The following is a 24056-nucleotide window of genomic DNA, read 5'->3' on the forward strand; positions in this document are numbered from 1 at the left end:
TGTAATCATCGATTATTTTTCCTTTTTCAGCATGGATATATTATAATCTTAGTATTCTACAATACTACAAGATACAATGGAGGAGTAATACATTGCAAGAAGTTTCTGAATCACTCAATCAATTTGATGGAATCGAAGCCTGGACCAAATTAGGAATTTCCATAGGCATTTTTCTAATCTTCCTTTTGCTTCGGAAAGTATTTACTACATATATATTCAAGTTCTTTCTACGGATTGCAGAAAAACGTAAAGTTGAATTTGCCGCCAACTTAATGCTCGCAATAGAACAGCCAGTAAGATGGCTTATCGTTTTGATTGGGGTTATCATTTCACTGCACTACTTTCCGATCGACTCACCTTCGATTGAACTCAGATCGAAAATATACAGGTCGTTTTTTGTCTTCTTATTCTTTTGGACGATTTTCAACATCAGTTCGATCTTAACCATTTTATTTCCGAAATTAGTAAGTAAATTCGGACTTGAAGTCGATCAAATCGTCATGCCGTTCTTTACGAAAATCACAAACATAATCATCATTGCTTTTGGTGCCTCCATCATCGCGGAAGAATGGGGATTCAATGTCGATGGATTTGTTGCTGGGCTTGGTTTGGGTGGATTGGCTTTCGCACTTGCCGCTAAAGATACCGTCAGCAATTTCTTCGGGGGTATCGTCATCGTTACCGAAAAACCTTTTACCATAGGAGATTGGGTCAAAACTCCAAGCGTGGAGGGAACCATTGAAGACATCACATTCCGAAGCACTAAAGTTCGGACTTTTGCCCAAGCTTTAGTTACAGTCCCAAATGCGACCCTTTCGAATGAACCGATCATCAACTGGTCCAAGATGGGAAAAAGACAGATCGCCTTCCATTTGGGTGTTAATGTCACAACACCAAAAGAAAAATTGGAAAATGTCATTAAAGACATTGAAAGAATGCTTATTGATCATCCTGAAGTACATCCGGAAACGATTTTGGTTAAATTTGATGAGTTCAGTCATTCCGGTTTCAACCTTTATCTATATTTCTTCACGAAAGCCACGGACTTTGGAGGATATTTATCAATCAAAGAAGATGTGAACTTTAAAATAATGGAGATATTGGAACATGAAGGAGTACAAATTGCCATTCCTTCACAGGCATTCATTCTTCAAAAAGACTCAGATACGGAAGCCATGAATGATTTTGAATCCATGCGTGACTGACAAAAGGGGTTCCATCTGAATTTTTAACAAAGTTGATTGGAGCGGGTGTTCGAGACTCCTGCGGGAACGCCTGCGGAAAGCGAGTGCCTGGTGGAAATCAACGTTCATATTTTATACTGCCTAAAAAAATGTAGGCAGTCTTAATTAAATATCGGATTTATCTACAAACTGAGACTTGCCCTAAACGGCAAGTCTTTTTTGCATCAAATAAAAATTCTTAAAATATCACATGCTTATGTGATATAATTCTTTCATTGTGTTGAAAATTCCAAATATTGATATTGAGGTACTTTGATGAATCAGACTTATACTAAATCACAAAAGATCCGCCTGTTATTTTATATATTGATACCTATCCTGATCACCCAAATCAGCATGTATGCCATGACTTTTTTTGATGTGATGATGTCGGGGCAATACAGCACTCAGGACGTTGCTGGCGTCTCCATCGGCAGTTCGCTATGGACACCCGTGTACACGGGGCTGAGCGGGATATTGATTGCCTTAACACCGGTGGTTTCACAGCTGGTGGGTTCCAGGCAGTCCAAATCCGTTTCCTATTCCGTGATGCAGGCCATTTATTTAGCTGTGGCTTTAGCATTGATCATTTTAATCATTGGAGCATTTTCTTTGAACCCCGTATTGAATGCCATGGACCTTGAAGATAGTGTCCACATGGTGGCTCATGATTATTTGATCGCCCTTTCACTCGGTATCATTCCTTTATTCATTTATAATGCGTTGAGGGCTTTCATCGATGCTCTGGGGCAAACCAGGATTTCCATGATCATTACCTTATGTGCGCTCCCGGTAAACGTCCTTTTTAATTACTTGTTAATATACGGGAAGTTTGGATTCCCTGAACTTGGCGGTGTCGGTTCCGGGTACGCCACTGCCATTACCTATTGGTTAATTGCCCTGGTGGCCATACTGGTCGTGATAAAAATAAACCCATTTTCGACATATCAGGTTTTCACTGAATTTTTCCGGGTTTCATGGAAAGAATGGAAGGCCTTATTATTGATTGGGGTACCCATCGGGCTCGCTATTTTCTTTGAAACAAGCATTTTTTCGGCTGTCACCCTTTTGATGAGTAAGTATGATACCGTTACGATTGCGTCACACCAGATTGCCATGAATTTTGCGTCACTGCTTTATATGATACCGCTAAGTATATCCATGGCATTGACGATCGTCATTGGATTTGAAATCGGGGCAGCCCGTTATAAAGATGCCAAAGAGTATAGCTGGATTGGCATTTCGATGGCCTTGACGATGTCACTCGTTTTGTCGACCATCCTCTTCCTCTTCCGTGAACCTGTGGCCTTTTTATACACTAAAGATCACGAAGTAATGATTCTGACATCACATTTTTTAATATATGCCATCTTCTTTCAGATATCGGACGCCCTGCAGGCACCTATTCAGGGCATTTTGCGTGGATATAAAGATGTAAATGTTACATTTGCCATGTCACTGGTCTCCTACTGGATTCTCGGGCTTCCAATTGGCTATTTCTTTGCAAAGTTTACGGATATGGGAGCCTTTGGGTATTGGATCGGCTTAATTTCCGGCTTGGCTCTTGGGGCAATAGGCTTGGCTGCTCGCTTACGGTTCATTCAGCGAGTAAAATATAAAAAAATGGCATAAAAAAAGTGGGGCTGGATTACACCAGCCTCACTTTTTTTCATTCTGAATTCAAATTCTAAATCACTAGGCTTTATATATTTTCCCAAGAACATCCTTACCGCCTGTTACCGGTATGATGCTCCCGGTAATGAAATCCGATTTTTCATCACAAAGGAACGTGATGACCCTCGCTATATCTTCCCCCGTCCCCGGTCTGCCGACTGGAACCGTATCATCCTTTTCTGCTCTCGCGACCCTTATTTCCTTCTCTTTCCAATCCCCTATGATATCACCAGGACAAACCATATTCACGGTGATTCCATGAGTAGCTTCTTCCGCAGCCAAGGTTCTTGTCAAGGAGGTCAAGCCGCTCTTTGCAGCGGCAAAAGCAGAACGATAAATCCAACCTGGTGCAGTTTCACACCGTTCAAACCCTAAGGTAATGACTCTGCCCCAATTTCTGCTGCGCATTTGTGGAATAAGTTCCTTCGCAAAATAGAAAAAACCATTTAAATTCCCGTCCATGATGTACTTCCATTCATTGCCGCCATATTCAGTCATCGGTTTACGATCATGCATATATGGCCCTGCGTTATGAATGAAGATATCAACATGGCCAAATGTCTCCGAAATCTTTTGCAATATATTCCGGCAATCTTCCTCATTTGACGAGTCACCTTGAATCGCAATTGCCTTAACATGGTACAGTTCCTGTAATTCATCCACTAATGCTAAAGCTGCCTTTTTACTTTTTCGATAAGTAATGATAATGGACATTCCATTATCCGCGAGTGAAAATGCCATCCTTTTGCCGATACCCGTTGCTCCACCAGTAATAAAAGCTACTTTTTCATCCACAGGCTTACCCTCTTTATCTAATGGATTTTACTTAATTATACATAAGTTTATTCCATTTTCTATAATTTAGTAATTATAAAAAAGAACCTCTGGGCTTTAGCTGCATAAAATATAACAAATAAACCTGTCAGACCATAAACAGGAGAGAGGAATTCAATATGTTTCCCTGGAATTCACTTTTTTCTTTTAAGAATAACCCTAACCAAAAGGAATTCATGAAAAATATGCAGCAAAGTGATGTTCAATCGTTCATTGAAAAGGTATTTTCACAAGTGATCCCTGACAATATGCAAGGTATGATGAACCAAAATGATGGCGGCTCACAAAAAGTAAATGCCAGATCTGAACATCCTTTACATGCCGAAGTATTTGAAACCCACTTATATGTCTTCGTAAGAATTCCAATACAAGATGAATCTTGGCTAAAGAAAATGAAACTTTACCATACATCTAACCAATCCATCATCGAGGGGATTCCCGAAGAGTCAGATCGTCATGTCATAACACTCCCCGCACCTGTAAAGAAAAAAGGAGCATCAGCCCAATATAAAGAATCAACATTGGAAATACGGCTTCAAAAAAGTTTCAATACACAGTATTCAGAAATCGATGTATCGGAAATTTAAGTGGCTTCACCGGGACCTCACTGATGTTAAGGTGCGGTTCCAGTTATTTCTTGGTTCAATTTTTTTAGATTGGGGTACATTATAGAGAGCTAATAAATGGTACAATTGATTTTTTCCCATGGAATGGAACCATTCTCGCAAAAAAAAAAGCGCACCCCATGTTAATGAACTGTGCCCCATTTTACGGACAGTATAAAAAAGTGCCTAAGCGGCTAATAAATGGTCCCGGTATTGTACCGGGGCCATTTTCTTTAGCCCCCATTGATAACGATGATCATTATATTCTTCAATAACTCGATCAACTTCTTCCTTCACATCCGTTAAATGAGTACATGTTTTATATTCTGCCAAATCCTTAAAGTGGCCAAAGAAACTTTCCATTGGCGCATTATCCCAACAGTTTCCCTTGCGGGACATGGATTGGGTTATCCCAAGTTCCTTCACTTTGCGCTGAAATAGCGGATGGGTGTAATGGAACCCCTGGTCAGAATGAAGGATTGCATTCGGATGGAACTTGTGACACACAGCCTGCTTTAGCTTACTTAAAGTCTCGTAAACGATATCCATTTCTAATGAAGTGGATAAATGGTACGTAACGATTTCTTTTGTCGCGGCATCTTTTACGCAGGATAAATACGCTTTTTGGCCTTTCCCATAATAAAGATAGGTAATGTCAGTAAGCAGGACCTTGCCTGGCTCCTCCTGATTGAATTCACGATCAAGGAGGTTTGGACAAGTAAGGTGCTCCTTGGTTGCTTTGGCCATCTTCCGATATGGGTTGGCCCTTCTGATTTTCGCTAGGAGATTATATTTTGTCATCAACCGCCTGATTTTTTTATGATTCATTACCGCCGAGTAGTCATTCTCCATAATCATTTTGATTTGGAGGGCGCCTACTTTTTCCTTTTTACTGATGAAAATATTTCTAATCAATTCTATGTCCAATTCATCCTGTTCTTCACGAAGCTCACGGTAAGTAGCTGCCTTTAACCAATCATAGTAGCCACTTCGACTTACACCAGCCAACTTGCATAGATAGGAAACAGCCTTCTTTAATTGGTGTATTCTGATTGTCCTTTCAATTAGATAGAACTTCTCAGCAGCAGTTAGAATCATTTCTTTTTCAGAGCCTGCCTTTCTAGCTCCTCCAGCTTTTTTAGGAAGTCATTTTCTGCTTCAAGGAATTTGATTCTCGCCTCGGCCTTCCTAAGTTGGTCCTCTACAGACTGTGGCTTAGAAGTGGGGCGTCCTGTACTTCCTTTTCCACGGCGTTCCGTAAGGAAACCTTCCTCACCAAACCTTTCAAAGGTACTACGCCAGCGCTGTAGACAACGTTTAGGTTGTTTCTTTCCAATTATCTCGAGATTAAATCCCTGGTCAATGAAAATTTGAGAGGGGGATTTCCCCTTTTTATAATCCTTAACAGCTTTTGTCTTAAATTCCGGACTATAGGAAATAGATCGCTCGGAAGCACTAATGATATTTGGATTCTTTTCAAGTTCTTTAATCTGAAATTCAGTATATATATTCTTACTCATAGAAACCCTCCGTCCATACTCATTACATCTATTGAAACATAAAAAAACCCGGATAAGGGACACTTTTTTATGTGTGTCCGTTATCCGGGGTATAGTTCATTAATGGGATGCACTTTTCTATTAATCTATTATTTTCCGATGAATTGTTGAGTCCAGTAGTTACCAGATTCTACGTAACCTACTCCAATATGAGTAAAGCTAGGGTTCATGATGTTTTCACGGTGTCCTTGGCTATTCATCCAAGCTTGTACCACTTCTTCTGGTGTTTGTTGACCTTGTGCGATGTTTTCGCCAGCTGTTTTATAGCTGATTCCGAATTGTTTCATCATATCGAAAGGTGAGCCGTAAGTCGGGCTATTGTGGTCAAAGTAGTTTTTATCTTTCATGTCTTGAGACTTGATACGTGCAACTTTGCTCAACTCAGTGTCGATTTTAAGAGCTGCCAAACCTTGTTTTTCACGTTCTGCATTCGTTAATTTAACAACTTCTTGTTCAAAAGCACTTAATTCAGAGCTTGTCTCTGGTTTTTTATCAGTTGATTTATCAGGTGTTACTTCTGGTGCTGCAGGTTTTGCTGCTGGTTTTGATTGGTTCGTTGTTCCAACTTCTTGTTGAGCTGGTTTTTGAACTGGTTTTTGAACTGGTTTTTGAACTGGTTGTTGAACTGGTTTTTGTTGTGCCTGCGCTGCAGGAATAGTGATATTGTATTTAGCTAGGTATTGGTTAAGGACTTTTTGCATATCCTCTTTATTCGTAGTTTTATAAGTTACTTGTTTCACTGTATCACAGTTGGCTGCTTCAGCTTGGTTAGCTCCTACTCCTGTGAATATAATAGCTGCAGCCGCTGCTGCTGACATAATCATTTTCTTTTTCATTCGTATTTCCTCCTGTGATGTTCATTTTTTGTTGTGCTTTGCTTCTGGAATTATCATAACATGCACTTTTTGTAATAAAGGCACCATCAATTTCCATCAAATTCACAGGATGCGAATGAAAATATAATTATGTTCCAAGTTTCAGAGAAAACAAGCAGAAATGCTTTAACTATCTATGTTTCTGCCAACAGTATAAATACTCATATTTTTCCAGCAATTATTTGTCAATGGTAGTTACATAGAACCATTTCCATGGAATACTAATAACTTTTAGTTGACATATCGTTACTAACCGAATTATTATGACTTTCTTTACTTTTATGTTACAAATTTTTCGGTTTCACTTCGACATTTCCTCATTTTCCCCCTATCGTCTTGAACAGTTTTCCAAATAAAAAAACAATCCGGATTTAAGCCCGAATTGTTTTGATTTTGATGGTACTTTCATCATTTCAGTTCTTCATCATTTCATTTCTTCATCATTCATCTCGTCCATTTCTTTTTTTCCGCCATTTTGTTCGGGAGTGCTTGGTTTGCCTATTACGAATTCTTTCTTTGGCATGTTGTGCATGTCCCTTGCCGTTACGTGGGCATATACATAATAGGTACCTTCTTCATCAAAAGCCTTTTCCAGTTCATATATACCGTTCCCTTTATGTTTTACTGCTATCTTGTCATGGTCATCGCTATTCGCAAGCCAAATTTCAAAACTGACATCATCCGCATCTGTCACGACTTCGTCCCCATATGTTACTTTTGCCTGAAATTTCACAGGCTCATTCACTTTACCCTGAGTTGGATCGACAGCTAAATCGACATTTAACATTTTTGGAATCTCCTCTTTCTTGCCGCATCCAGCCAAAAAAATTAACGCCATGCAAAATAACATGATTTTTTTCATTTTTGAACGTATCCCCTTTTTATGAATTCCATTCTTCTTTTATATTCGGCAGGATGACCCTGACTGTTGTTCCCCTTTTTTCCTTGCTTTCTATTTCAATTTTACCATTTTGTAATTCCACCAATTTTTTGACAATGGACAGTCCAAGCCCTGAACCGCCATCAAATCGGCTGCGTGCTTTGTTCACACGGTAAAAACGATTCATGATATACGGCAGATCCGCTTCCGGAATCCCGTTGCCCGTGTCAGTTACCAGCAGTTCGCAATCATCTTTATGCTGAATTAGGGTAATATGAATCGCCCCTCCGGAATCCGTATACTGAATGGCATTATCAAAAATGTTATGTAGAATCTGTTCCATCCTTCCTTCATCCCCAAAAATAATCGGGTCTGGATCCAGGTCTAGCTTCAGGCCCAATTGTTTTTCCTTTATTATCGGTTCATATTTCACAAGTACGTCTTCAATGAATTGCGCATAGGCAATCGGGGTTTTATTTAACAAGAATGGAGCACTTTCCATTTTTGATAAGTCCATAAGATCTCCCACAAGCCGCTGCAGCCTAAGAGCCTCCCTTGAAATGAGGTGAAGGTATTTCCGTTGCTCTTCATCATTTTTCACGACACCATCCAATATGGCCTGCGTATATCCCTTTACGTAACTAAGCGGGGTTCTGAGCTCATGTGCAACATTTTCTAGAAATTCTTTTTTTCTTTCTTCTTCCAAATGGATGGAATTGGCCATATCATTAAAGGCTATTGCCAGTTTACCTATCTCATCATGACTCCTTACCTCGACGTGTATGTCATAATCCCCCTCTGAGACACGATGGGCCGCAGTCTCGATTTCCTTAATCGGACTGACTAGCTTTTTCAACCATTTAGTAGTAAACAAAATCGCGACAATCAAAAATAATAGAACCGCCGCCAACCATTTTGCAGCAAATTCCTTAAATAAGACCGTAATGGAATCTACAGGAATATATGTATAGATGATACCTTCGAGGCGATTTTCGTCAATCAGAGGTATGATCGCCGCTACGATGTTCTTTTCAAACCTTTTCTCATATCCTTCTTTTTCTACGGCTTTCCCATCTAAAAGCATTTGCCGTTCTTCTTCAGAAATAAGGGTATCGTAATTGATTTCAAAAGGCAGACAAGCACTCAATTCCCTGGGATTATTGACGACAAAGACTTCGCTGTCGTTCTTACTGTTAAACCATTCAACTTTTTGCTTAAAGTCCTCGCTGATTTCACCGCCGGAATAATCCGCCCCTAGCAATGATGCTTCATTGACTAAATCCGTTTTAAGCTTCTCCACATATAGATTTTTATAATAATATTGAGAAAGGGAGTAAGCGAACAGCACGGATAGGATGATGGCGGAGATAATGGTGAGCCATAATTTAAAAGAAAGGGTTCGCCATTCATAGATCATTTCTTTTCCTCTATCTTATAACCGATTCCCCAGACGGTTTGAATGTAATCGGCCGCTCTTAATTTCATTCGTAACGTTTTAATATGGGTATCCACAGTACGTAAAGATCCTCCATACTCACCGCTCCATACATTTTCAAGCAGTTGTTCACGGCTGAGTGCCTGGCTTTTATGACGCATGAGGAATAACAGCAATTCGAATTCTTTCAAGGTTAAATTGATTGGCTTCCCTTCCACTAAAACCGTTCTGGATTGTAAGTTCAAGCTAATTTTACCGAATCGGACATGGTTTTGATTCTCTTCATTCAATGATAATTTCCCTGTCCTTCGCAATACCGCTTCGACCCTTGCGACCAATTCTCCTGGATTGAAAGGTTTGACGATATAATCGTCGCCGCCAAGCTTCAGCCCTTTCACCTTATCCCATTCTTCACCTTTCGCACTGACAAATATCACAGGGATCTCCCCAATTTCGCGAATTTCTTCACAAACGGAGAAACCGTCCATACCTGGCATCATGATATCCAATAGGATTAAATCCACTTCCTCTGTTTCAACCATACTTATAGCTTCTTTTCCATTCGCAGCTTGAAGGCATCGATAACCTGAGTTCAGCAAATACATTTCAACTAGATTACGCATATCTTCTTCATCATCCACGACTAAAATGGTGTAAACATGCATGTCATCTACTCCTCAACATCAATTGGAATGGACCTTCGCCGACTTTGATTGTTTTTTTAACATCGACTGTTTCAGCATCCATTACATACACTTCATCACTATCATATCCCGCCACGACCACATCTTCATTAAAGTTCGCCATTTCAAAGGGGTTGACGCCGACCACTTTGCTTTTGACTTCCTCATATTGATCATTCAATTTATATAAGGAGCTAGTCCCATGACTAAGGACAAATATCCCTTCCTCATTTTCCAGGAACTTTATCGGCATGGTTGGGGCCTTAAGCTTTTTCTTCAACTCTCCCGTTTTTGCCGAATAAATATAAAGATCTTCTTCCACTTGATCCCCATCACCGTGTCCTCCAATCCATATTTCATCCTTTTCTTCCCTTAATAATGTGCCTGTGCTGGAACTATGTACGGGAAATTCGAAATCGACCTTTTTCGTTTCAAGATTTATCAATGAACATTTGGTATCACCAAAATTAATAACATATAATCGATTCGCTTGCTCTCCTTGAAGAACGGTCAAGGGGCTTTTACCAACCTTGACAATATCCTGTTCCTCCCCATCAGCATTTAAAAAATAAATGGAGTGATTCGATTGATTGACCGCCACGATGCTTTTTCCATCACGTAACAACTGCATATTGACGATCCCTTTTCCAATTTCCCAACTGTTTATCAGTTTTCCTGCAGATAAAGAGTACACTTGGACTTTCTCCATCTCTTTTCCATAAAGCAGGATAGTATCTTTGTCTGCCAGGAGCAGGGCTCCGGTAAATGGTTCTGAAATATCCCATTTTGCAAAAGCATGATAGTTTGCGTCTATGAAAGTCAGTGAGGTATCCTTGATATTGACAGTTGCCAGGAAAGATTGACTTTTATTGATTTTAGTAAATGCATTACCGCTAATACACCCCGTAAGCAGTACGATGGCAAGAAAAAGCCCGCCCCACTTCATAATTTTAAGCTCCTTATTCATTAAATATCTATTTTTTTAAAATTTTAACAATGATTTGTGAAAAAAGTATGAAGCATAAAAGAATATTTGCTAACAAGCATCCGTACACACTCAAAAAATCATAATCTTTCCAATTCAGTGATATAGGCCATTACAATCTCATTTTTCATTTCTTCCGAAAGCGAAGATTCCATCACGCGTTTAATAGAAAGGTAAAATTTCTCCAATACTGGTTTTCGGGCGCGGGGATGGGCATTTTCATCCAAAAGCTCTCGTCTGATGAGTTCCGGCAACACTTCCCTTCCCCCTCCATCGTTCACCTTACGATTGTTCCATATGCTTAAATAAGCCACCAGTAATTCTTCTTGCCTGACATTTTCTTTCATAGTATCCCTTCCATCCATTACTAATTTATACATATTAATGTTCAAGTTTGTAAAGACTATCTTATAAGATATCATGCTTTTTAAAATCCAAAAAAGGAGTGAGTACAATGTCTCAAGTATACCGCTGTCCGAATTGCCGGACAAATAAATCTCGCTTCAATCTCATTCAGCAAGTAGCAACACCCATTAAAAAGGATCCCCAATCCGGTGAGATTGTTGAACAATATTCGAACGACTCCCTTCTGCCATTCCATCTAGCATATAATGGTCCTGAAGTTCGGGTTCAGTGCGCTGCCTGCGGATTGATAGAAGACGAAAAGACATTTGCCGCCTTTGGAATGCAACAATAAAAATGGTCAGACCCCTATGTGGGTCTGACCATTTTCTCAATCATTTCCTACTAACATCTTAGCCCGGTCTATGGCAATTGGAATGGCTTTTCCATCCTCATATCCTTCATCCAATAAAGCATTCGCGATTTCTATAGCCTTTTCCCTGACATCTTCATCTAGATTCTTCATCGAGTTTGGGTAATCGTCCTTATTCCATGGCACTGATACCGCCTCCTTAATAAGAAAGTCTTCTTTTCATGTTTCCCTTCTTTAATGGGCGGTAAACGTTTATCGGGCCGCTTTCGCTTCCAAAGCTTTCAACTGACCGATCAACATTTCCTTATCCAACTTTTCCCCGATCATGACGATATTCAATGGCATTTTCATCATTTCATTCATATACATCGGCATTCCGTAGGAGTATTGGAATAAATGCGGGTATTGTGAATGTGTAAAGGAAATATATCCTTTCATTCGATAGACCGTTTCCGGAAGGGCCCTAAGCCACTCTTCAAAGTCGGTTTGTGCCACAGCACCTTCAAATGTATGAACGATTGCAGTTAAGTGCAAATGGTCATGTACATCAAGCTTTTGATGTACATTATGCCTTTTGCTTTGCATTTGCTGCAATGATGCCAATGAAACGGCTGCATACTCCGTCAATAAACATACAGCATCCGTATTCAGCGCCTGTATCGTATATATTAGCTGTGCGGCCTCCATCTCACTTACCATATCCGCTTTATTCAATAAAATGAAATCGGCATGATGGATTTGCTCTGTAAGCAACTGTCGAAGCTGCGGAGACAGTTCCTCCCGATCGCGCCACCTTAATAAATCGACGACCGTGATGATCCCTTTATACTCAAGCTTTTTGGCGAAAATCGGCGACATGATGCCATCCAATACTTCAACTGGATGAGCTGCACCCGTCGTTTCAATATAAACCGCATCCAGTTCATTTTCGGTTAGTAACTCATGAAGCTGAACTTCCAGTTTATCTTGAATTGTGCAGCAAATGCACCCGTCAAACAACTCCTTCAGAGGCACTCCATCACCAATGAGTCCGCTGTCAACCGATACACTGCCGAGCTCATTTAAAAGCACTGCCACTTTTCTGCCCGCTTCACTTTCCTGTTTTAAAATATTTCGAAGAAGCGTCGTTTTCCCGCTGCCGAGAAAGCCGCCCAATATGTACACTTCGGTCGTTTTCATTCTTATCTGCTCCTAAATCCGGTTAAATTCGATTCCGTTAAATTTTATCATAATTAGCTTATTAAAGCACTTGCCGGATTCACATAAAAAAACCAGCCCGTAAGCTGGTTTCAGACTATGCAAATTCGAAGAAAAGCGAGTTCGTCTGCAGTTTTTTATTTAAAAACATCCAGTCGATTTCAGAAATCCTCTCCCTTTCCGCCGACTGTCTGCCAAGCCGCATCAAAGCAAGCGCCTGTGGGTTCTCGGCTAGACAGTTATTCGGCAGGAGTGTCGCAAGTTTCTTCAATCTTGCGGGATTTCTTTCCTATAAAATAGAAAAAACACAAAGGGATTAATGTTTTTTAAAAAAATCAAGATTAGGTGAGACCATTCCGACTTCCCTTTTTTCTACAAATAAAAACCAGCCCGTAAGCTGGCTTTTCAACATTGATTCATGCTTGAACTTCGTCTTTTTCGTAAATTGGCACCCATCCTGCAGCTGTTACGAAAATCCGGACAGCAACAGTTTTCCTATCTTCCGCGAGCGTGAAATAATGTCTTGTTGATTCTGGTACACTAATAAGATCTCCTGGATTAAGCCGTACATCAAACCACTGTTTATCATTGCCTTCAATGGCAAAGATACTCGTTCCACCTGCTATGAAACGCACTTCATCATCTTCGTGATGGTGTTCCTGCTTAAAGTTTTCAAGCATTTGATCCAAGTTCGGATTTGCATCGGATAATGTGATGATATCATGGGCTTTATAGCCTCTTCTTTCAGAGATTTCCGCTATCTCTGATTGGAATGTTACAAGGATTTCCTCCTTGTCAGCATCTGTTAGATCGTATTTTTCTACAAGATGTGCAGGTAATTTAGAAATGTCCCATTGCTCATAAATAACCCCTTGTGTTTCTAAAAAACCTTTTACCTGTTCACCGTTTTCAATAACCTCGTTTGTTTCATGGAATCTGATCGTCGCCATCATTCATTCCTCCTCTATGAGTATTTATCTTATAGAACCTGCAAACGCCTTTTGTTGATTAAGTAACAGTTGATATTGAAATAAAAATTCGCAGGCTTCAAGTATTCTTTTTGCCTCGAATCCGCTTTTGCCCCAAACCGTAATGCCATGATTGCGTATCAGCACAGCGCCAGAGTCTTCTTCGACATGCGGCTTGAACTTATCGGATAGCAACGGTATGTCAGCGTGATTATATATGATTGGAATCCGAAGCTCCGAATCTTCATCCCACCGACCGGTCGCTTTAATGATTTCATGATTACGAAAGGAAACTTGGCCTTCATCTCCGTACAATTCCGAAATCACATTATTTTCAACTGTATGGACATGGAGTACACAGTTCGCATTGGTTTTTCGGTAAATGTCTGTATGAAGTAACGTTTCGGCCGATGGTCTTAGGTTCGTATCTTCAACTGGTTTTCCTTTTAAATCCACCAGTAAAAAGTCCGTATCCGATTGCTTCCTTTTATCCTTACCGCTTGCGGTAATATAAAAGAAAGGGCTTTTGGGTTCGCGGATGGACAAATTCCCGCTTGTTCCCATAAACCAATCCCTTTCGGCCAGTTCAGCTTTAATATCTGCCAACTCAAGCCATTCTTTAGAATGAGTGTTCACGCTTTAACCACCTCCTGCTGCTTTATGATGTCAATTACATCAAAAAATGTTTCGAATCCTTGATGTGGAATTCCTTCCCTACCGCATTTTTCAAGCAATATGTCACGGGCTATGACAAAATCGGCCTGTTTTGCCGCTTCAAAATCCGTAACTGAATCTCCAATAACAAGTTTAAAATCTTCCGGACCCGCAATTTCCCTCATAATGGATGGCTTGCAGCAACCGCAATCATTATTACATTGCTCATCACAAGCATGTGGCCACTCAATATAAATCTTTTCCTTATCAAAAAATGCATGGTTGCAATAAACGGACTCTGTTGGCAAGATATCATTCAAAAGGGGGGAAATGAAAAAATCCATGCCCCCGCTTACAATATATAAAGGGATATTGGCTTGTTTCGTATACTCAACGAATTCATAAAACCCTGGTCGAATGCCGGCCGTTTTTCTTACATATTGGATGATGTCATCCTTCAAGCCACTATCAAGCAGGGAAAACATATCCCCAACTCCTGAAGATATACTGATTTTTTGCTGAAGGACACCGTCTTTCAACGCTTCCCATTCCGGAGGCGCAAATTTCTTCATAATTGAAATGATATTATCTGTGTTGGTGATCGTTCCGTCAAAATCACAAAAGATGATCGGTTTCATTATTTCTTATAGCCCTCCCCACAACACAAGAGCTTTTTTTAGGGTTTCTTCCTCAGCCGCCGCTTCAGAAAGTTCCTTTCCTGCCAGAACGGCTTCCACAGCAGAACGGAATGCCTTGGCACCGCCCTCTGCTCCGTCAGGGTGCCCGTGAATTCCGCCTCCGGCATTAATCACACTATCAAGCCCGAAATCCTTGATCAGGTCCGGAACCATGCCCGGATGAATGCCTGCAGAAGGAACAGGGAAGGCTTTTTTCCATGAAAGTTCATCTCTTGTCAGAGCTTCAGCAATCGCTAAGGTCTCCGTTTTTTCAAGTGCGACATTTCCATAAGGGGAAGGGAACAAGGATAAATCCGCACCTGATAATCTTACTAATTTACCAAGCAATAATGGATAGCCGATACCATAAAATGATGAAGATGCCAATGCCCCGCTATATGCGGGGTGCGCCATGATCGGCAGCTTTATACGATCATGTTCACTCAAGGCCTGCAATACATCCAAACCATATGTATGAACGTTGAACAATAAAGCATCTGCCCCTGCTTCAGCCGCTTGCTCTGCCTTATCCAATAATTCAAAAGTTTTCCCAGATAGATTGACAGCATATAAAGTACGGTGGCCAGTGGTTTCATAGACTTCATTCAATATTCTTTTTCCCGTTTTTATTCTATCGAAAAATGGAGTGAGTTCCTGGTCGAAGAGGATCTCATCATCCTTAACTAGGTCGACACCTCCCAATGCTTGTTGCTTCAGTTGCTCATTATGAAATGTTAGGTCTCTTCCCAATACACCTTTAAAGATGCTCATCACCAAGGGCCGGTTAAATACGCCAAGCTTTTCCCTTATGCCTTCAATGCCAAATTGCGGCCCGGGAAAAGCTTTTTGAATATCACCGACAAAATCCAAGTCTATAAGTTTTATTTCACCGTCCAATGAAAGTTTGCCGAAGACCGTCGTAAGGATTGCAGGTAAATCATTGGAGAAATTCCTTGCCGGATAGGCAATTTTAATCAGCGAACGGTATACTTTCCGATTAAAGTAGCTGTTTGCCCTCTCTTCTTCAGATAGGGGTGTCACCGATACGACGCGTCCCTTATGTTTTTCCAGTTGTTTCTGTACCAAATGCGGCAAGTCCGTCCATGTCCCGACAGTCAGACCCAAGGCAATGCTCTCTGCTTTTTTCTCATGATTTCCAATAAAGTCATGAATTAAATAAGTAGCGACTATCTCGCTCATCTGATCACTCCTATAACACGTTAGTAAACTCTCGATGTCACTATTGGCCTGAGATGGTCTCAAAATGGCAAAAGCCCCTTCATAAAGAAGAGGCTTTAAAAAGCCATCTTCTTATCTCCCAGCCATCGGCTGCAAGAATTAGCACCGTGCCTTGTGGATTTCAAAAAAATCCGGCGGAAGGATTCCGCCCCATTTTACAATGGAATTACGGTCGGTTGCTGGGCTTCATCGGGCTAGTCCCTCCACCTGCTCAAAATAAGAAAACGCTGATATATAAGTTGCATCCAAGTATCGAAAGATTAAGAATTTATTTTGTATTCTGACAGGTAATTCCTACTTTGTCAATAAGTTTTAACTATTTAAAGGTGAACCTTATTGCATTAAAATAAGTTTAATGTCCGTATTCGTTCCACAGCCTCTTGCAGCCGTTCTTCCGAAGTCAGTAGCCCTACCCTGACATAACCTTCGCCAAATTCACCGAACCCATTCCCTGCGGCAACAGCTACATGGGCATGCGTTAATAAATAGTCCGCAAAACTCTCGGACGTAAAACCTCCAGGTACCTTGAGCCAGGCAAAAAACGATGCCGCTGGAGCTTTGACTTCCCAGCCGATGGACCTCAATCCCTCAATGAAAACATTCCTTCGCCCCTCGTACATTTGCACTAACTGCTCTACACAGGTCTGTGAGTCAAGCAAAGCGCTTGCCGCAGCTTCTTGTATCGCCGGGAAAAGACTCACATAAAGATGGTCTTGTAATAGTTCAAGAGCTTCTATTACACTCTTATTGCCCACTGCGAAGCCGACTCTCCACCCTGCCATATTATATGTTTTCGATAGAGTGTATATTTCAACTCCTACATCCTTCGCTCCCTCCGCCTGGAGAAAGCTTATCGGTTTTTTTCCGTCGAATCCGATCGCCCCATAGGCGAAATCATGGACCACACAAATTGAATGTTCTTTTGCAAAGGAGACGGTTTCATCAAAGAAACTTTCAGTTGCAGAAGCGCCTGTGGGATTATTCGGATAATTCAAGAACATCATTTTGGCTTTATCAAGAACCTCTTTATGTATGTCATCGTATTTCGGAAGAAAATCATTTTCTTCTGTCAAGGGCATCAGTTCGGTCTTTGCCTGGGCTAAAACAACACCGGAAAGATAATCCGGATAGCCGGGATCTGGAACAAGGATTGTATCACCTGGATTCAATAAACACTGCGGAAGTTCGACAAGACCTGCCTTTCCCCCGAATAGAATCGCCACTTCACTATTCGGATCCAGCTTGACACCGTATTCCCGTTCATAAAAGACGGCAGCAGCATCTTTTAAATATTGATGTCCCCGGAATGGCGAATATTTATGATTAATCGTTTTTTCAGCGGCAGTTTGCAAACTTTTGACGATATGTTCCGGCGTCGGCTGATCAGGGTTTCCCTGGCCTAAATTAATGACATCATGTCCTTGCTCCGTGATTGCATTGACTTTTGCGACCAGTGAAGCAAAAAACTGCTTGGGCAGGTCCTGAAGCAGTCCGGATTTTTCGAATTGCACCATTTATACACCTTCTCTGAAATTTCTTGAAATTCTAGTCACAAATGATATATGTTTATCGTAGTCTTGTAAAGCATTTTTTACATGTGGGGGGTTTAAACGATGAAGTGGAAAATAGCTTGTATTCAAATGGATATAGCTTTCGGGCAACCAGATATCAATTTTCAGGTTGCAGAACAATGGATGGAAAAAGCAGCTCGGTCCGAACCCGATATCGTCATATTACCAGAGCTTTGGACAACCGGATACGACTTGACCAGGCTGAATGAGATTGCTGATCAAGAGGCAGAAAAAACGATTGAATTTCTTAAAACACAGGCACAGAAACACCAGATTCACATCATCGGAGGTTCCATTGCGAAAAAAACAAGCAAGGGAATCTATAACACCATGATCATCATCGATAAACACGGAAAGCTCATTAAAGAATATGATAAGCTTCACTTATTTCAATTAATGGATGAACATCATTTCCTGCAGCCAGGTGAAAAAGATGGTTTATTCACCCTTGATGAAAAAATATGTGCCGGGTTCGTTTGTTATGACATTCGTTTCCCAGAATGGCAGCGAGCCCATACCGTTCAAGGCGCGGAAGTTCTATTCGTTACGGCTGAATGGCCAAAGCCGAGACTCGATCACTGGAGAGCTTTATTGATAAGCCGTGCCATCGAGAACCAAGCCTATGTTGTAGCCGTTAATCGTACAGGTTCGGATGTCAATAATATATTTGCGGGCCATTCCTTGATTATTGATCCATGGGGGAATATCATAAGTGAAGCCGGAGAAGGAAACGAACTATTGACAGGCAGCTTGGACTTCAACAAAGTTACGGAAGCACGTAACAAAATACCTGTATTCGAAGATCGCCGTCCTGATTTTTATTAATTTACCCATTGACAAACTATTTAAAAAGTTGATATTATTTTCCCGAAGATTAAAATTTCAGAAAACATTTACTCTTATCAAGAGCAGGCTGAGGGATAAAGGCCCTATGAAGCCCAGCAACCGACTGTAATACCATTGTGAAATGGGGCGGATCTTCCGCCGGATTATTGAATCCACAGAGCACGGTGCTAATTCCACCAGAATTCATTTTCTGGAAGATAAGAGGTCCGAAGCCAAAACTTCTGCCTCTTTCTATATGAAAGAGGCTTTTTTATTCTTATTTTGAATCTGGAGGGGAAAAGAATGACTCAAAACCATTCAAATTTTAAGAGATTGACAAACGAAACAGCTATAACTCTTGCAAAAAAACTTGGCTTGGTCAATGCGGATGCAAGTTTGAAATGTAATGAAATCGGCGATGGTAACTTAAATTATGTTTTTCATATTACAGACACGGTCACAAACAAAGGTCTAATAATAAAACAAGCGGTCCCTTATGCCAAGGTACTTGGTGAAAGCTGGCCGCTGACATTGAAAAGGGCAGCCATTGAAGCGAATGCGCTGATTCATTTCAGAAGTTATTGCCCCGAATTCGTACCGCAAGTCTACTATTCGGATGAACAGCTTGCCATCACAGTCATGGAGGATTTATCGCACTTGAAAATCGTTAGAACAGGATTGATCGATGGCGATTCATATCCATTGCTTTCACAACATATTGGTGAGTATGTTGCGAAGACGGCATTTTATACATCCGATTATCATTTAGAACCCTCTTCTAAAAAGGAGGTGGCCCGACATTTCACGAATCCCGAACTCTGCAAAATCACTGAGGTCTTTATTTTCACGGATCCATTTTTTGAGGAACTCCCTGGAGATTTCGAGGTGGAATTGAAAGATGCCGCCCAAAAAATATGGAATGATCAAGAAGTGATACTTGAGGTCGCCAAGCTGAAGCAAAGCTTTGAAACCGAGCAGGAAGCCTTGCTTCATGGAGATTTACATACTGGAAGTATATTTGCAAGTGTAACTGAAACAAAGGTTATTGATCCGGAATTCGCTTTTTATGGGCCAGTTGGTTTTGACCTTGGTCAATACACCGCCAATCTTCTCTTTCAGGCAGTCACACGCAATGGCGCTGGAAAGGAAGAGATTTTCACGCTCCTTCATGAATTTTGGAATGCCTTTGAAGAAACTTACACCAAATTATGGGAGGTCCAAAATAAAAGTCCATTCCGCCATGTGAAGGGTTATCTGCCTTATTTACTGACAAAATTCAAAAAAGATGCATTCGGCTTTGCCGGCTGCGAACTGATTCGGCGAACCATTGGCCTTTCCCATGTAGCCGATTTAAACGTCATTGAAGATAAAGAAACAAGGATCGCAGCCAAAACGGCAACATTGGAAATCGGTACTTTTTTAATTAAAAAACGGGGAGAATTGGATGTTCCAGCCGTCATTGAAGCGTTGAAGCAACGGATACTGCCATCTTACTCAACCATTTAAAAGGAGACCTGAACATGACTACAATTGCACCCTTACCATATTCGGTACATTGGGATGATACCCATATTACATTATTAAATCAACAAGCCCTTCCTTCCATAACTGAATTTATTGAACTTCATTCTGTTGATGATGTATATGACAGCATTTTGTCTTTAAAAGTTCGCGGTGCCCCAGCAATTGGGCTGACGGCAGCATTTGGTGTTGCACTTGGCGCCAAGCAGGAAACAACCGCTGATTTAGGGGAATTCAAGAAAAATGTAATGAGACATATTGAAAAACTCGCCTCTTCACGGCCTACTGCAGTCAACCTTTTTTGGGCGTTAAGGAGGATGGAGAACACCTTGCAGGCTGCGCAAAGCATTTCAACTGCCAAGGAAGCACTTATATCGGAGGCTAAAGCCATCTTTGCTGAAGATGAAGAAATGTGCAGGAAAATCGGGGAACATGGTTTATCGCTATTCACTAGAGGAGATTCCATTCTTACGCATTGCAACGCTGGGGGAATCGCCACGGCTCGGTATGGCACAGCCTTGGCTCCCTTCCACCTGGCTAAAGAAAGGGACTTTCCGCTAAAAGTGTACGCATGTGAAACAAGGCCTGTCCTGCAAGGGGCGCGTTTGACGGCTTGGGAATTGATGCAAGCGGGAGTTGACGTCACCTTAATTTCTGATAATATGGCTGCCCATACGATTCACCAGAAAGAAATAAAGGGAATTATCGTCGGGGCCGACAGGATTGCGGCAAATGGAGATACTGCCAATAAAATCGGGACGTTGGGATTGGCCATATTAGCCAAGCACTTTGGTATCCCCTTTTATGTGGCCGCACCATCAAGCACATTCGACCTTTCTATCGAATCCGGCACATCCATCCCGATCGAAGAACGGAATGGAACGGAAATCACCTTCATTCAAGGTGTAAGGATCGCTCCGGAAAACGTGAAGACTTTCAATCCAGCCTTCGACGTTACACCGAATCATCTAATTACAAGCATCATTACCGAAAACGGCATCATAACACCGGATTTCTTCAAAAACATTCCGCATTTTGTTAATTGATCCAGGTTCCTTTTATGGTGTTAAAAAACGAGAAGGATTTTTTATCCCTCTCGTTTTTTAAAGGTGATTGAATTAAGATTATTCTTGCGAGGTCTATAATACAATATTTAAATTTGAACATCTTCAGTTAATATTAGGATGTCTTCGATAAGAGAAAAGGACATTCTTATTATTTTGAAAAGAACTCCTGAAGTGCCTTCTTATTTTTAGTGTAGTCTATTTCCAAAACGGCTCCGGACTGGGGATATATTTCATCCTTAAAGCTTCCTTTCACTGGAACCCTTAAGGTTTCGACCGTGTCCGGTGTATGGAAGACGGCTTTGGGACCCATTTCCATTATTGTTTTCAGGCCAATATCCGTATCCAAGTACGAGAGTCCTTGTTCGATTATACTAGGAAGGGCCGCCATCCCTTCGAAGGATGAGATTTGATTTATAAACGCTGTTTTTAATTGAACCATTACTTCTTGTTGTCGTTCAACCCTGCCAAAATCACTTTCATCGTCATGTCTAAAACGGACATATTTCAATATTTCCTCACCATGTAAAACGCTTTTACCGACGCTTGCTTGGATGCTCATATCATCTATGATTTCCTGATCCACATTCACCGCCACCCCCTCAGGGGCAAGTAAATCCACCATCTTCACAAATCCCTTAAAGTCGATTACCGCTACATGGTCAATCTTGACATCGAAGTTTTCCTGTATGGTTTTCTTGAGCAATTCCCTCCCACCATAATAATAAGCAGCATTTATTTTGTTATATCCTGATTTATTCCCGGGGATTTTCACATAACTATCACGCATAATCGAAGCCAGCTTCAGTTTCTCCTGCTCAGGAAAGTATTTTGCAAGGATAATCGCATCTGATCGAGATTTTTGCTCTCCCCTTGTGTCAACACCAATTAACAGAAAAGTTTTATCGTTTTCCTGGTTATCTTCATTGGTTAGTTTTTTTTCCGTACCTTCATTTCCATTTTGTTTGGGTAAAGGGGCATAGGTGCAGCCTGCCAGAATCAAGACCAATAGATATATGAACAATACCTTTTCTTTCATTACCTCACCTCATCGGAAAATTACCCCTATTCTCTGCCTAATTTTGGAATTCTATGCATGAAACGAAAAAAAAGCCTGCCAACGATATCCGCTGACAGGCTTTTCGATCAAAATCATTTATTGATTTCTTTCTTTAATACTTCTACTGCCTTTTTCACTTGTGTGTCGTTTTTAAGGATTTTCTCGCGGATGACCTGCATCAATTTCACGGTAGTATCATCCTTAATGGTGCCGGTTTCTTTAATTTTTTGTTCCCTTTGGAATGCTGTGACCGCATTCTTGGTTGCTTCATCGAAGAATCCATCTATTTTACCTGGATCATGTCCTGCTTCCTTCAGCATCTCTTCAGCCGCCTTCACTTCACTAGAAGAATCGGATGCTTTCAATTCCTTATCAGGCGAAATGTACGGAAGGCTGGCATAATCGGGAAGCTTCACATTAATATCCGGCTTGATCCCTTTTTTATGAATCCAATTGCCTTCAGGAGTCAACCATTTAGCTGCCGTATATTTGAAGTTAGATCCATCTTTAAAGGGTTTTTCGGCAGTCTGCACTGTCCCTTTCCCAAATGACTTGACACCAATCAATGGAATGTCCGCAGACTCACTGACAGCCGCTGCAACGATTTCAGAAGCACTGGCACTTCCGTCATCAATCAACACGACTACCGGGATTTTCAGTTCTCCATCATTCTCCGATTTATATACATCTTTTTTCCCGCTGCGATCCTCAACTTGAAGGACCACTTTCCCATTAGGCACGAACAGGCTTGCCATTTCTATTGCTTGGTCAAGAAGTCCTCCTGGGTTTCCCCGTAAATCCAATACGAGACCCTTCATATCCTTCTTCGACATTTCTTCAAGCGCCGTTTTCAGCTCTTGGACTGTATGTTCGGAAAAACTGGTCACTTGAATTTTTGCAACTCCATCATCAAGCATTTCCGCATATACGGTTTCAATCGGAATTGTGTCCCGTTTAATGGTGAGCTCGATCGGTTCAGACTCACCAGCTCTTGAGATGGAAAGATCCACTTTGGTACCCTTCTCGCCCCTGATTTTCAGGACAGCTTCAGAAGAGGTTAGCCCTTCAACACTTTTACCATCCACACTTAAAATGATATCATTTGGTTTTACCCCTGCTTTTTCTGCTGGGGACCCTTTTATCGGTGAGACGACCATGATTTTTCCATCCTGCTCCTGAATCTCAGCACCGATTCCTTCAAAAGATGAAGAGATGCTCTCATGGAAACTCGATGCTTCCTTTTTATCCATATAAGCAGAGTAGGGATCATCCAATGATTTGATCATTCCATTAATTGCGCCGTCAACCAGCTTTTCTTCATCAACCTCTTCATAATAGTTATCTTTTATCTTATCGTATGTAGTATACAGCTTTTCAAATTCCGCATGCTTATCCGGTGCTAATGACTCTACTTTTTCATCTCCAAAGGTCAAGGCTATTGTAGTAATCCCTGCAGTTAGAAATATGACTAAGAAAATCCCCATAATGAACGTAAACTTTTTTATTTTAATGAATTTCCCTGCCTCTTTTGGCTGTTTTTGATTTTCTTCTTCCACTGAAGCCTCACCACTTTCATTCTTCATGACGATATAAACGATTTCTATCTATTTTAACAGCTTTCATGCCAATCGAAAAATAATAGTTATCAAAAATAACAACTTATAGCCATATGTATTTTTTAATAAACTTCAAATCATGGAGAATGCTCCAAAGACAACAGGCATCTCCTGATATTACAAAAATGCGGATACCTGGAACAAATGAGCCTGTATCCAAACTGCCATTATACAGCATCACTTATTCCTGGTCACC

The 24056-nt window shown here is 40.9% G+C and carries 24 protein-coding genes and 2 riboswitches; of the genes, 7 read left to right on the forward strand and 17 right to left on the reverse strand.

All coding sequences use genetic code 11. The features are described from left to right. The first annotated feature begins 92 nt into the window (after nt 1-92). On the forward strand, nt 93-1205 hold the full coding sequence (locus AC0VX1_RS14995; protein WP_475467766.1) for a mechanosensitive ion channel family protein: 1113 nt from the start codon (nt 93-95) through the stop codon (nt 1203-1205). A gap of 294 nt (nt 1206-1499) precedes the next feature. Then, the gene (locus AC0VX1_RS15000) at nt 1500-2855 is read left to right on the forward strand and encodes an MATE family efflux transporter (protein ID WP_413010780.1); all 1356 of its coding nucleotides are present in this window, start codon (nt 1500-1502) and stop codon (nt 2853-2855) included. Between the two features lie 63 nt (nt 2856-2918). Here the strand turns inward: AC0VX1_RS15000 and AC0VX1_RS15005 are convergent, their stop codons facing one another. Further along, nucleotides 2919-3692 (reverse strand): SDR family oxidoreductase, encoded by a 774-nt coding sequence (locus AC0VX1_RS15005; RefSeq protein WP_475467768.1) that lies wholly within the window; start codon nt 3690-3692, stop codon nt 2919-2921. Nucleotides 3693-3850: 158 nt separating this feature from the next. Here AC0VX1_RS15005 and AC0VX1_RS15010 point away from each other — a divergent pair, with 158 nt between their 5' ends. Beyond that, a complete protein-coding gene (locus AC0VX1_RS15010) occupies nt 3851-4318 on the forward strand; it encodes a hypothetical protein (protein WP_034307462.1) in 468 nt (155 codons plus the stop codon). A gap of 204 nt (nt 4319-4522) precedes the next feature. Here the strand turns inward: AC0VX1_RS15010 and AC0VX1_RS15015 are convergent. The 7 genes from AC0VX1_RS15015 to AC0VX1_RS15045 all read right to left on the reverse strand — a co-directional run bounded on the left by AC0VX1_RS15015 (nt 4523) and on the right by AC0VX1_RS15045 (nt 11100). Further along, nucleotides 4523-5856 (reverse strand): IS3 family transposase gene (locus tag AC0VX1_RS15015; RefSeq protein ID WP_475467770.1). Its coding sequence is split into 2 segments (ribosomal slippage): nt 4523-5460 and nt 5460-5856, totalling 1335 coding nucleotides; the frame shifts between segments, so codons are not numbered across the junction. Nucleotides 5857-5984: 128 nt separating this feature from the next. Further along, nucleotides 5985-6731, reverse strand: a complete 747-nt coding sequence (locus tag AC0VX1_RS15020) for a CAP domain-containing protein (protein WP_475467772.1) — start codon at nt 6729-6731, stop codon at nt 5985-5987. Nucleotides 6732-7194: 463 nt separating this feature from the next. Next, nucleotides 7195-7632 carry a FixH family protein gene (locus tag AC0VX1_RS15025; protein WP_063575895.1) on the reverse strand — a complete coding sequence of 146 codons (438 nt, stop codon included), beginning with the start codon at nt 7630-7632 and terminating at the stop codon, nt 7195-7197. Nucleotides 7633-7651: 19 nt separating this feature from the next. Continuing rightward, a complete protein-coding gene (locus AC0VX1_RS15030; protein WP_475467774.1) occupies nt 7652-9067 on the reverse strand; it encodes a sensor histidine kinase in 1416 nt (471 codons plus the stop codon). Next, nucleotides 9064-9750 carry a response regulator transcription factor gene (locus AC0VX1_RS15035; RefSeq protein WP_034307471.1) on the reverse strand — a complete coding sequence of 229 codons (687 nt, stop codon included), beginning with the start codon at nt 9748-9750 and terminating at the stop codon, nt 9064-9066. Before AC0VX1_RS15035 ends, AC0VX1_RS15030 begins: the two co-directional genes overlap by 4 nt. A gap of 1 nt (nt 9751) precedes the next feature. Then, the gene (locus tag AC0VX1_RS15040; RefSeq protein ID WP_475467776.1) at nt 9752-10714 is read right to left on the reverse strand and encodes a YncE family protein; all 963 of its coding nucleotides are present in this window, start codon (nt 10712-10714) and stop codon (nt 9752-9754) included. Nucleotides 10715-10833: 119 nt separating this feature from the next. Then, nucleotides 10834-11100 (reverse strand): hypothetical protein, encoded by a 267-nt coding sequence (locus AC0VX1_RS15045; protein ID WP_106027689.1) that lies wholly within the window; start codon nt 11098-11100, stop codon nt 10834-10836. Between the two features lie 107 nt (nt 11101-11207). Here AC0VX1_RS15045 and AC0VX1_RS15050 point away from each other — a divergent pair, with 107 nt between their 5' ends. Beyond that, on the forward strand, nt 11208-11450 hold the full coding sequence (locus AC0VX1_RS15050) for a hypothetical protein (RefSeq protein ID WP_034307479.1): 243 nt from the start codon (nt 11208-11210) through the stop codon (nt 11448-11450). A gap of 36 nt (nt 11451-11486) precedes the next feature. Here the strand turns inward: AC0VX1_RS15050 and AC0VX1_RS15055 are convergent, their stop codons facing one another. From AC0VX1_RS15055 to AC0VX1_RS15085, 7 genes are all read right to left on the reverse strand, one after another. Next, a complete protein-coding gene (locus AC0VX1_RS15055) occupies nt 11487-11654 on the reverse strand; it encodes a DUF2188 domain-containing protein (protein WP_475467778.1) in 168 nt (55 codons plus the stop codon). 66 nt (nt 11655-11720) lie between these two features. Next, nucleotides 11721-12647 (reverse strand): CobW family GTP-binding protein, encoded by a 927-nt coding sequence (locus AC0VX1_RS15060; RefSeq protein WP_475467780.1) that lies wholly within the window; start codon nt 12645-12647, stop codon nt 11721-11723. A gap of 434 nt (nt 12648-13081) precedes the next feature. Next, on the reverse strand, nt 13082-13615 hold the full coding sequence (locus AC0VX1_RS15065; protein ID WP_048686713.1) for a cupin domain-containing protein: 534 nt from the start codon (nt 13613-13615) through the stop codon (nt 13082-13084). A gap of 24 nt (nt 13616-13639) precedes the next feature. After that, nucleotides 13640-14269 (reverse strand): methylthioribulose 1-phosphate dehydratase, encoded by a 630-nt coding sequence (locus tag AC0VX1_RS15070; RefSeq protein ID WP_098864272.1) that lies wholly within the window; start codon nt 14267-14269, stop codon nt 13640-13642. Continuing rightward, nucleotides 14266-14925, reverse strand: coding sequence for a 2-hydroxy-3-keto-5-methylthiopentenyl-1-phosphate phosphatase (locus AC0VX1_RS15075; protein ID WP_057277346.1), 660 nt, complete (start codon nt 14923-14925; stop codon nt 14266-14268). Before AC0VX1_RS15075 ends, AC0VX1_RS15070 begins: the two co-directional genes overlap by 4 nt. 6 nt (nt 14926-14931) lie before the next feature. After that, a complete protein-coding gene (gene mtnW, locus AC0VX1_RS15080) occupies nt 14932-16164 on the reverse strand; it encodes a 2,3-diketo-5-methylthiopentyl-1-phosphate enolase (protein ID WP_095678882.1) in 1233 nt (410 codons plus the stop codon). Between the two features lie 108 nt (nt 16165-16272). After that, nucleotides 16273-16426, reverse strand: a riboswitch (SAM riboswitch). A gap of 118 nt (nt 16427-16544) precedes the next feature. Beyond that, nucleotides 16545-17717: a pyridoxal phosphate-dependent aminotransferase gene (locus AC0VX1_RS15085; protein ID WP_106027686.1), complete on the reverse strand. Its 1173-nt coding sequence runs from the start codon at nt 17715-17717 to the stop codon at nt 16545-16547. Nucleotides 17718-17816: 99 nt separating this feature from the next. Between AC0VX1_RS15085 and AC0VX1_RS15090 the strand changes: the two genes are divergently transcribed. The 3 genes from AC0VX1_RS15090 (at nt 17817) to mtnA (ending at nt 21166) form a co-directional block, all read left to right on the forward strand. Continuing rightward, complete coding sequence (locus AC0VX1_RS15090) at nt 17817-18599, forward strand: carbon-nitrogen family hydrolase (RefSeq protein ID WP_413010771.1); 783 nt, start codon at nt 17817-17819, stop codon at nt 18597-18599. 71 nt (nt 18600-18670) lie between these two features. Beyond that, nucleotides 18671-18824, forward strand: a riboswitch (SAM riboswitch). 78 nt (nt 18825-18902) lie between these two features. Continuing rightward, nucleotides 18903-20105, forward strand: coding sequence for an S-methyl-5-thioribose kinase (mtnK, locus tag AC0VX1_RS15095; protein ID WP_475467784.1), 1203 nt, complete (start codon nt 18903-18905; stop codon nt 20103-20105). Between the two features lie 14 nt (nt 20106-20119). Continuing rightward, nucleotides 20120-21166 (forward strand): S-methyl-5-thioribose-1-phosphate isomerase, encoded by a 1047-nt coding sequence (gene mtnA / locus AC0VX1_RS15100; RefSeq protein WP_475467786.1) that lies wholly within the window; start codon nt 20120-20122, stop codon nt 21164-21166. Nucleotides 21167-21335: 169 nt separating this feature from the next. On the opposite strand, the gene AC0VX1_RS15105 is transcribed toward mtnA, so the two are convergent. Next, nucleotides 21336-22223, reverse strand: coding sequence for an LCP family protein (locus tag AC0VX1_RS15105; protein WP_475467788.1), 888 nt, complete (start codon nt 22221-22223; stop codon nt 21336-21338). 113 nt (nt 22224-22336) lie between these two features. Beyond that, on the reverse strand, nt 22337-23827 hold the full coding sequence (locus tag AC0VX1_RS15110) for a lmo1851 family serine protease (RefSeq protein WP_475467790.1): 1491 nt from the start codon (nt 23825-23827) through the stop codon (nt 22337-22339). Between the last annotated feature and the right edge of the window lie 229 nt (nt 23828-24056).

The organism is Peribacillus sp. QJM3NY_7 (assembly GCF_056173225.1).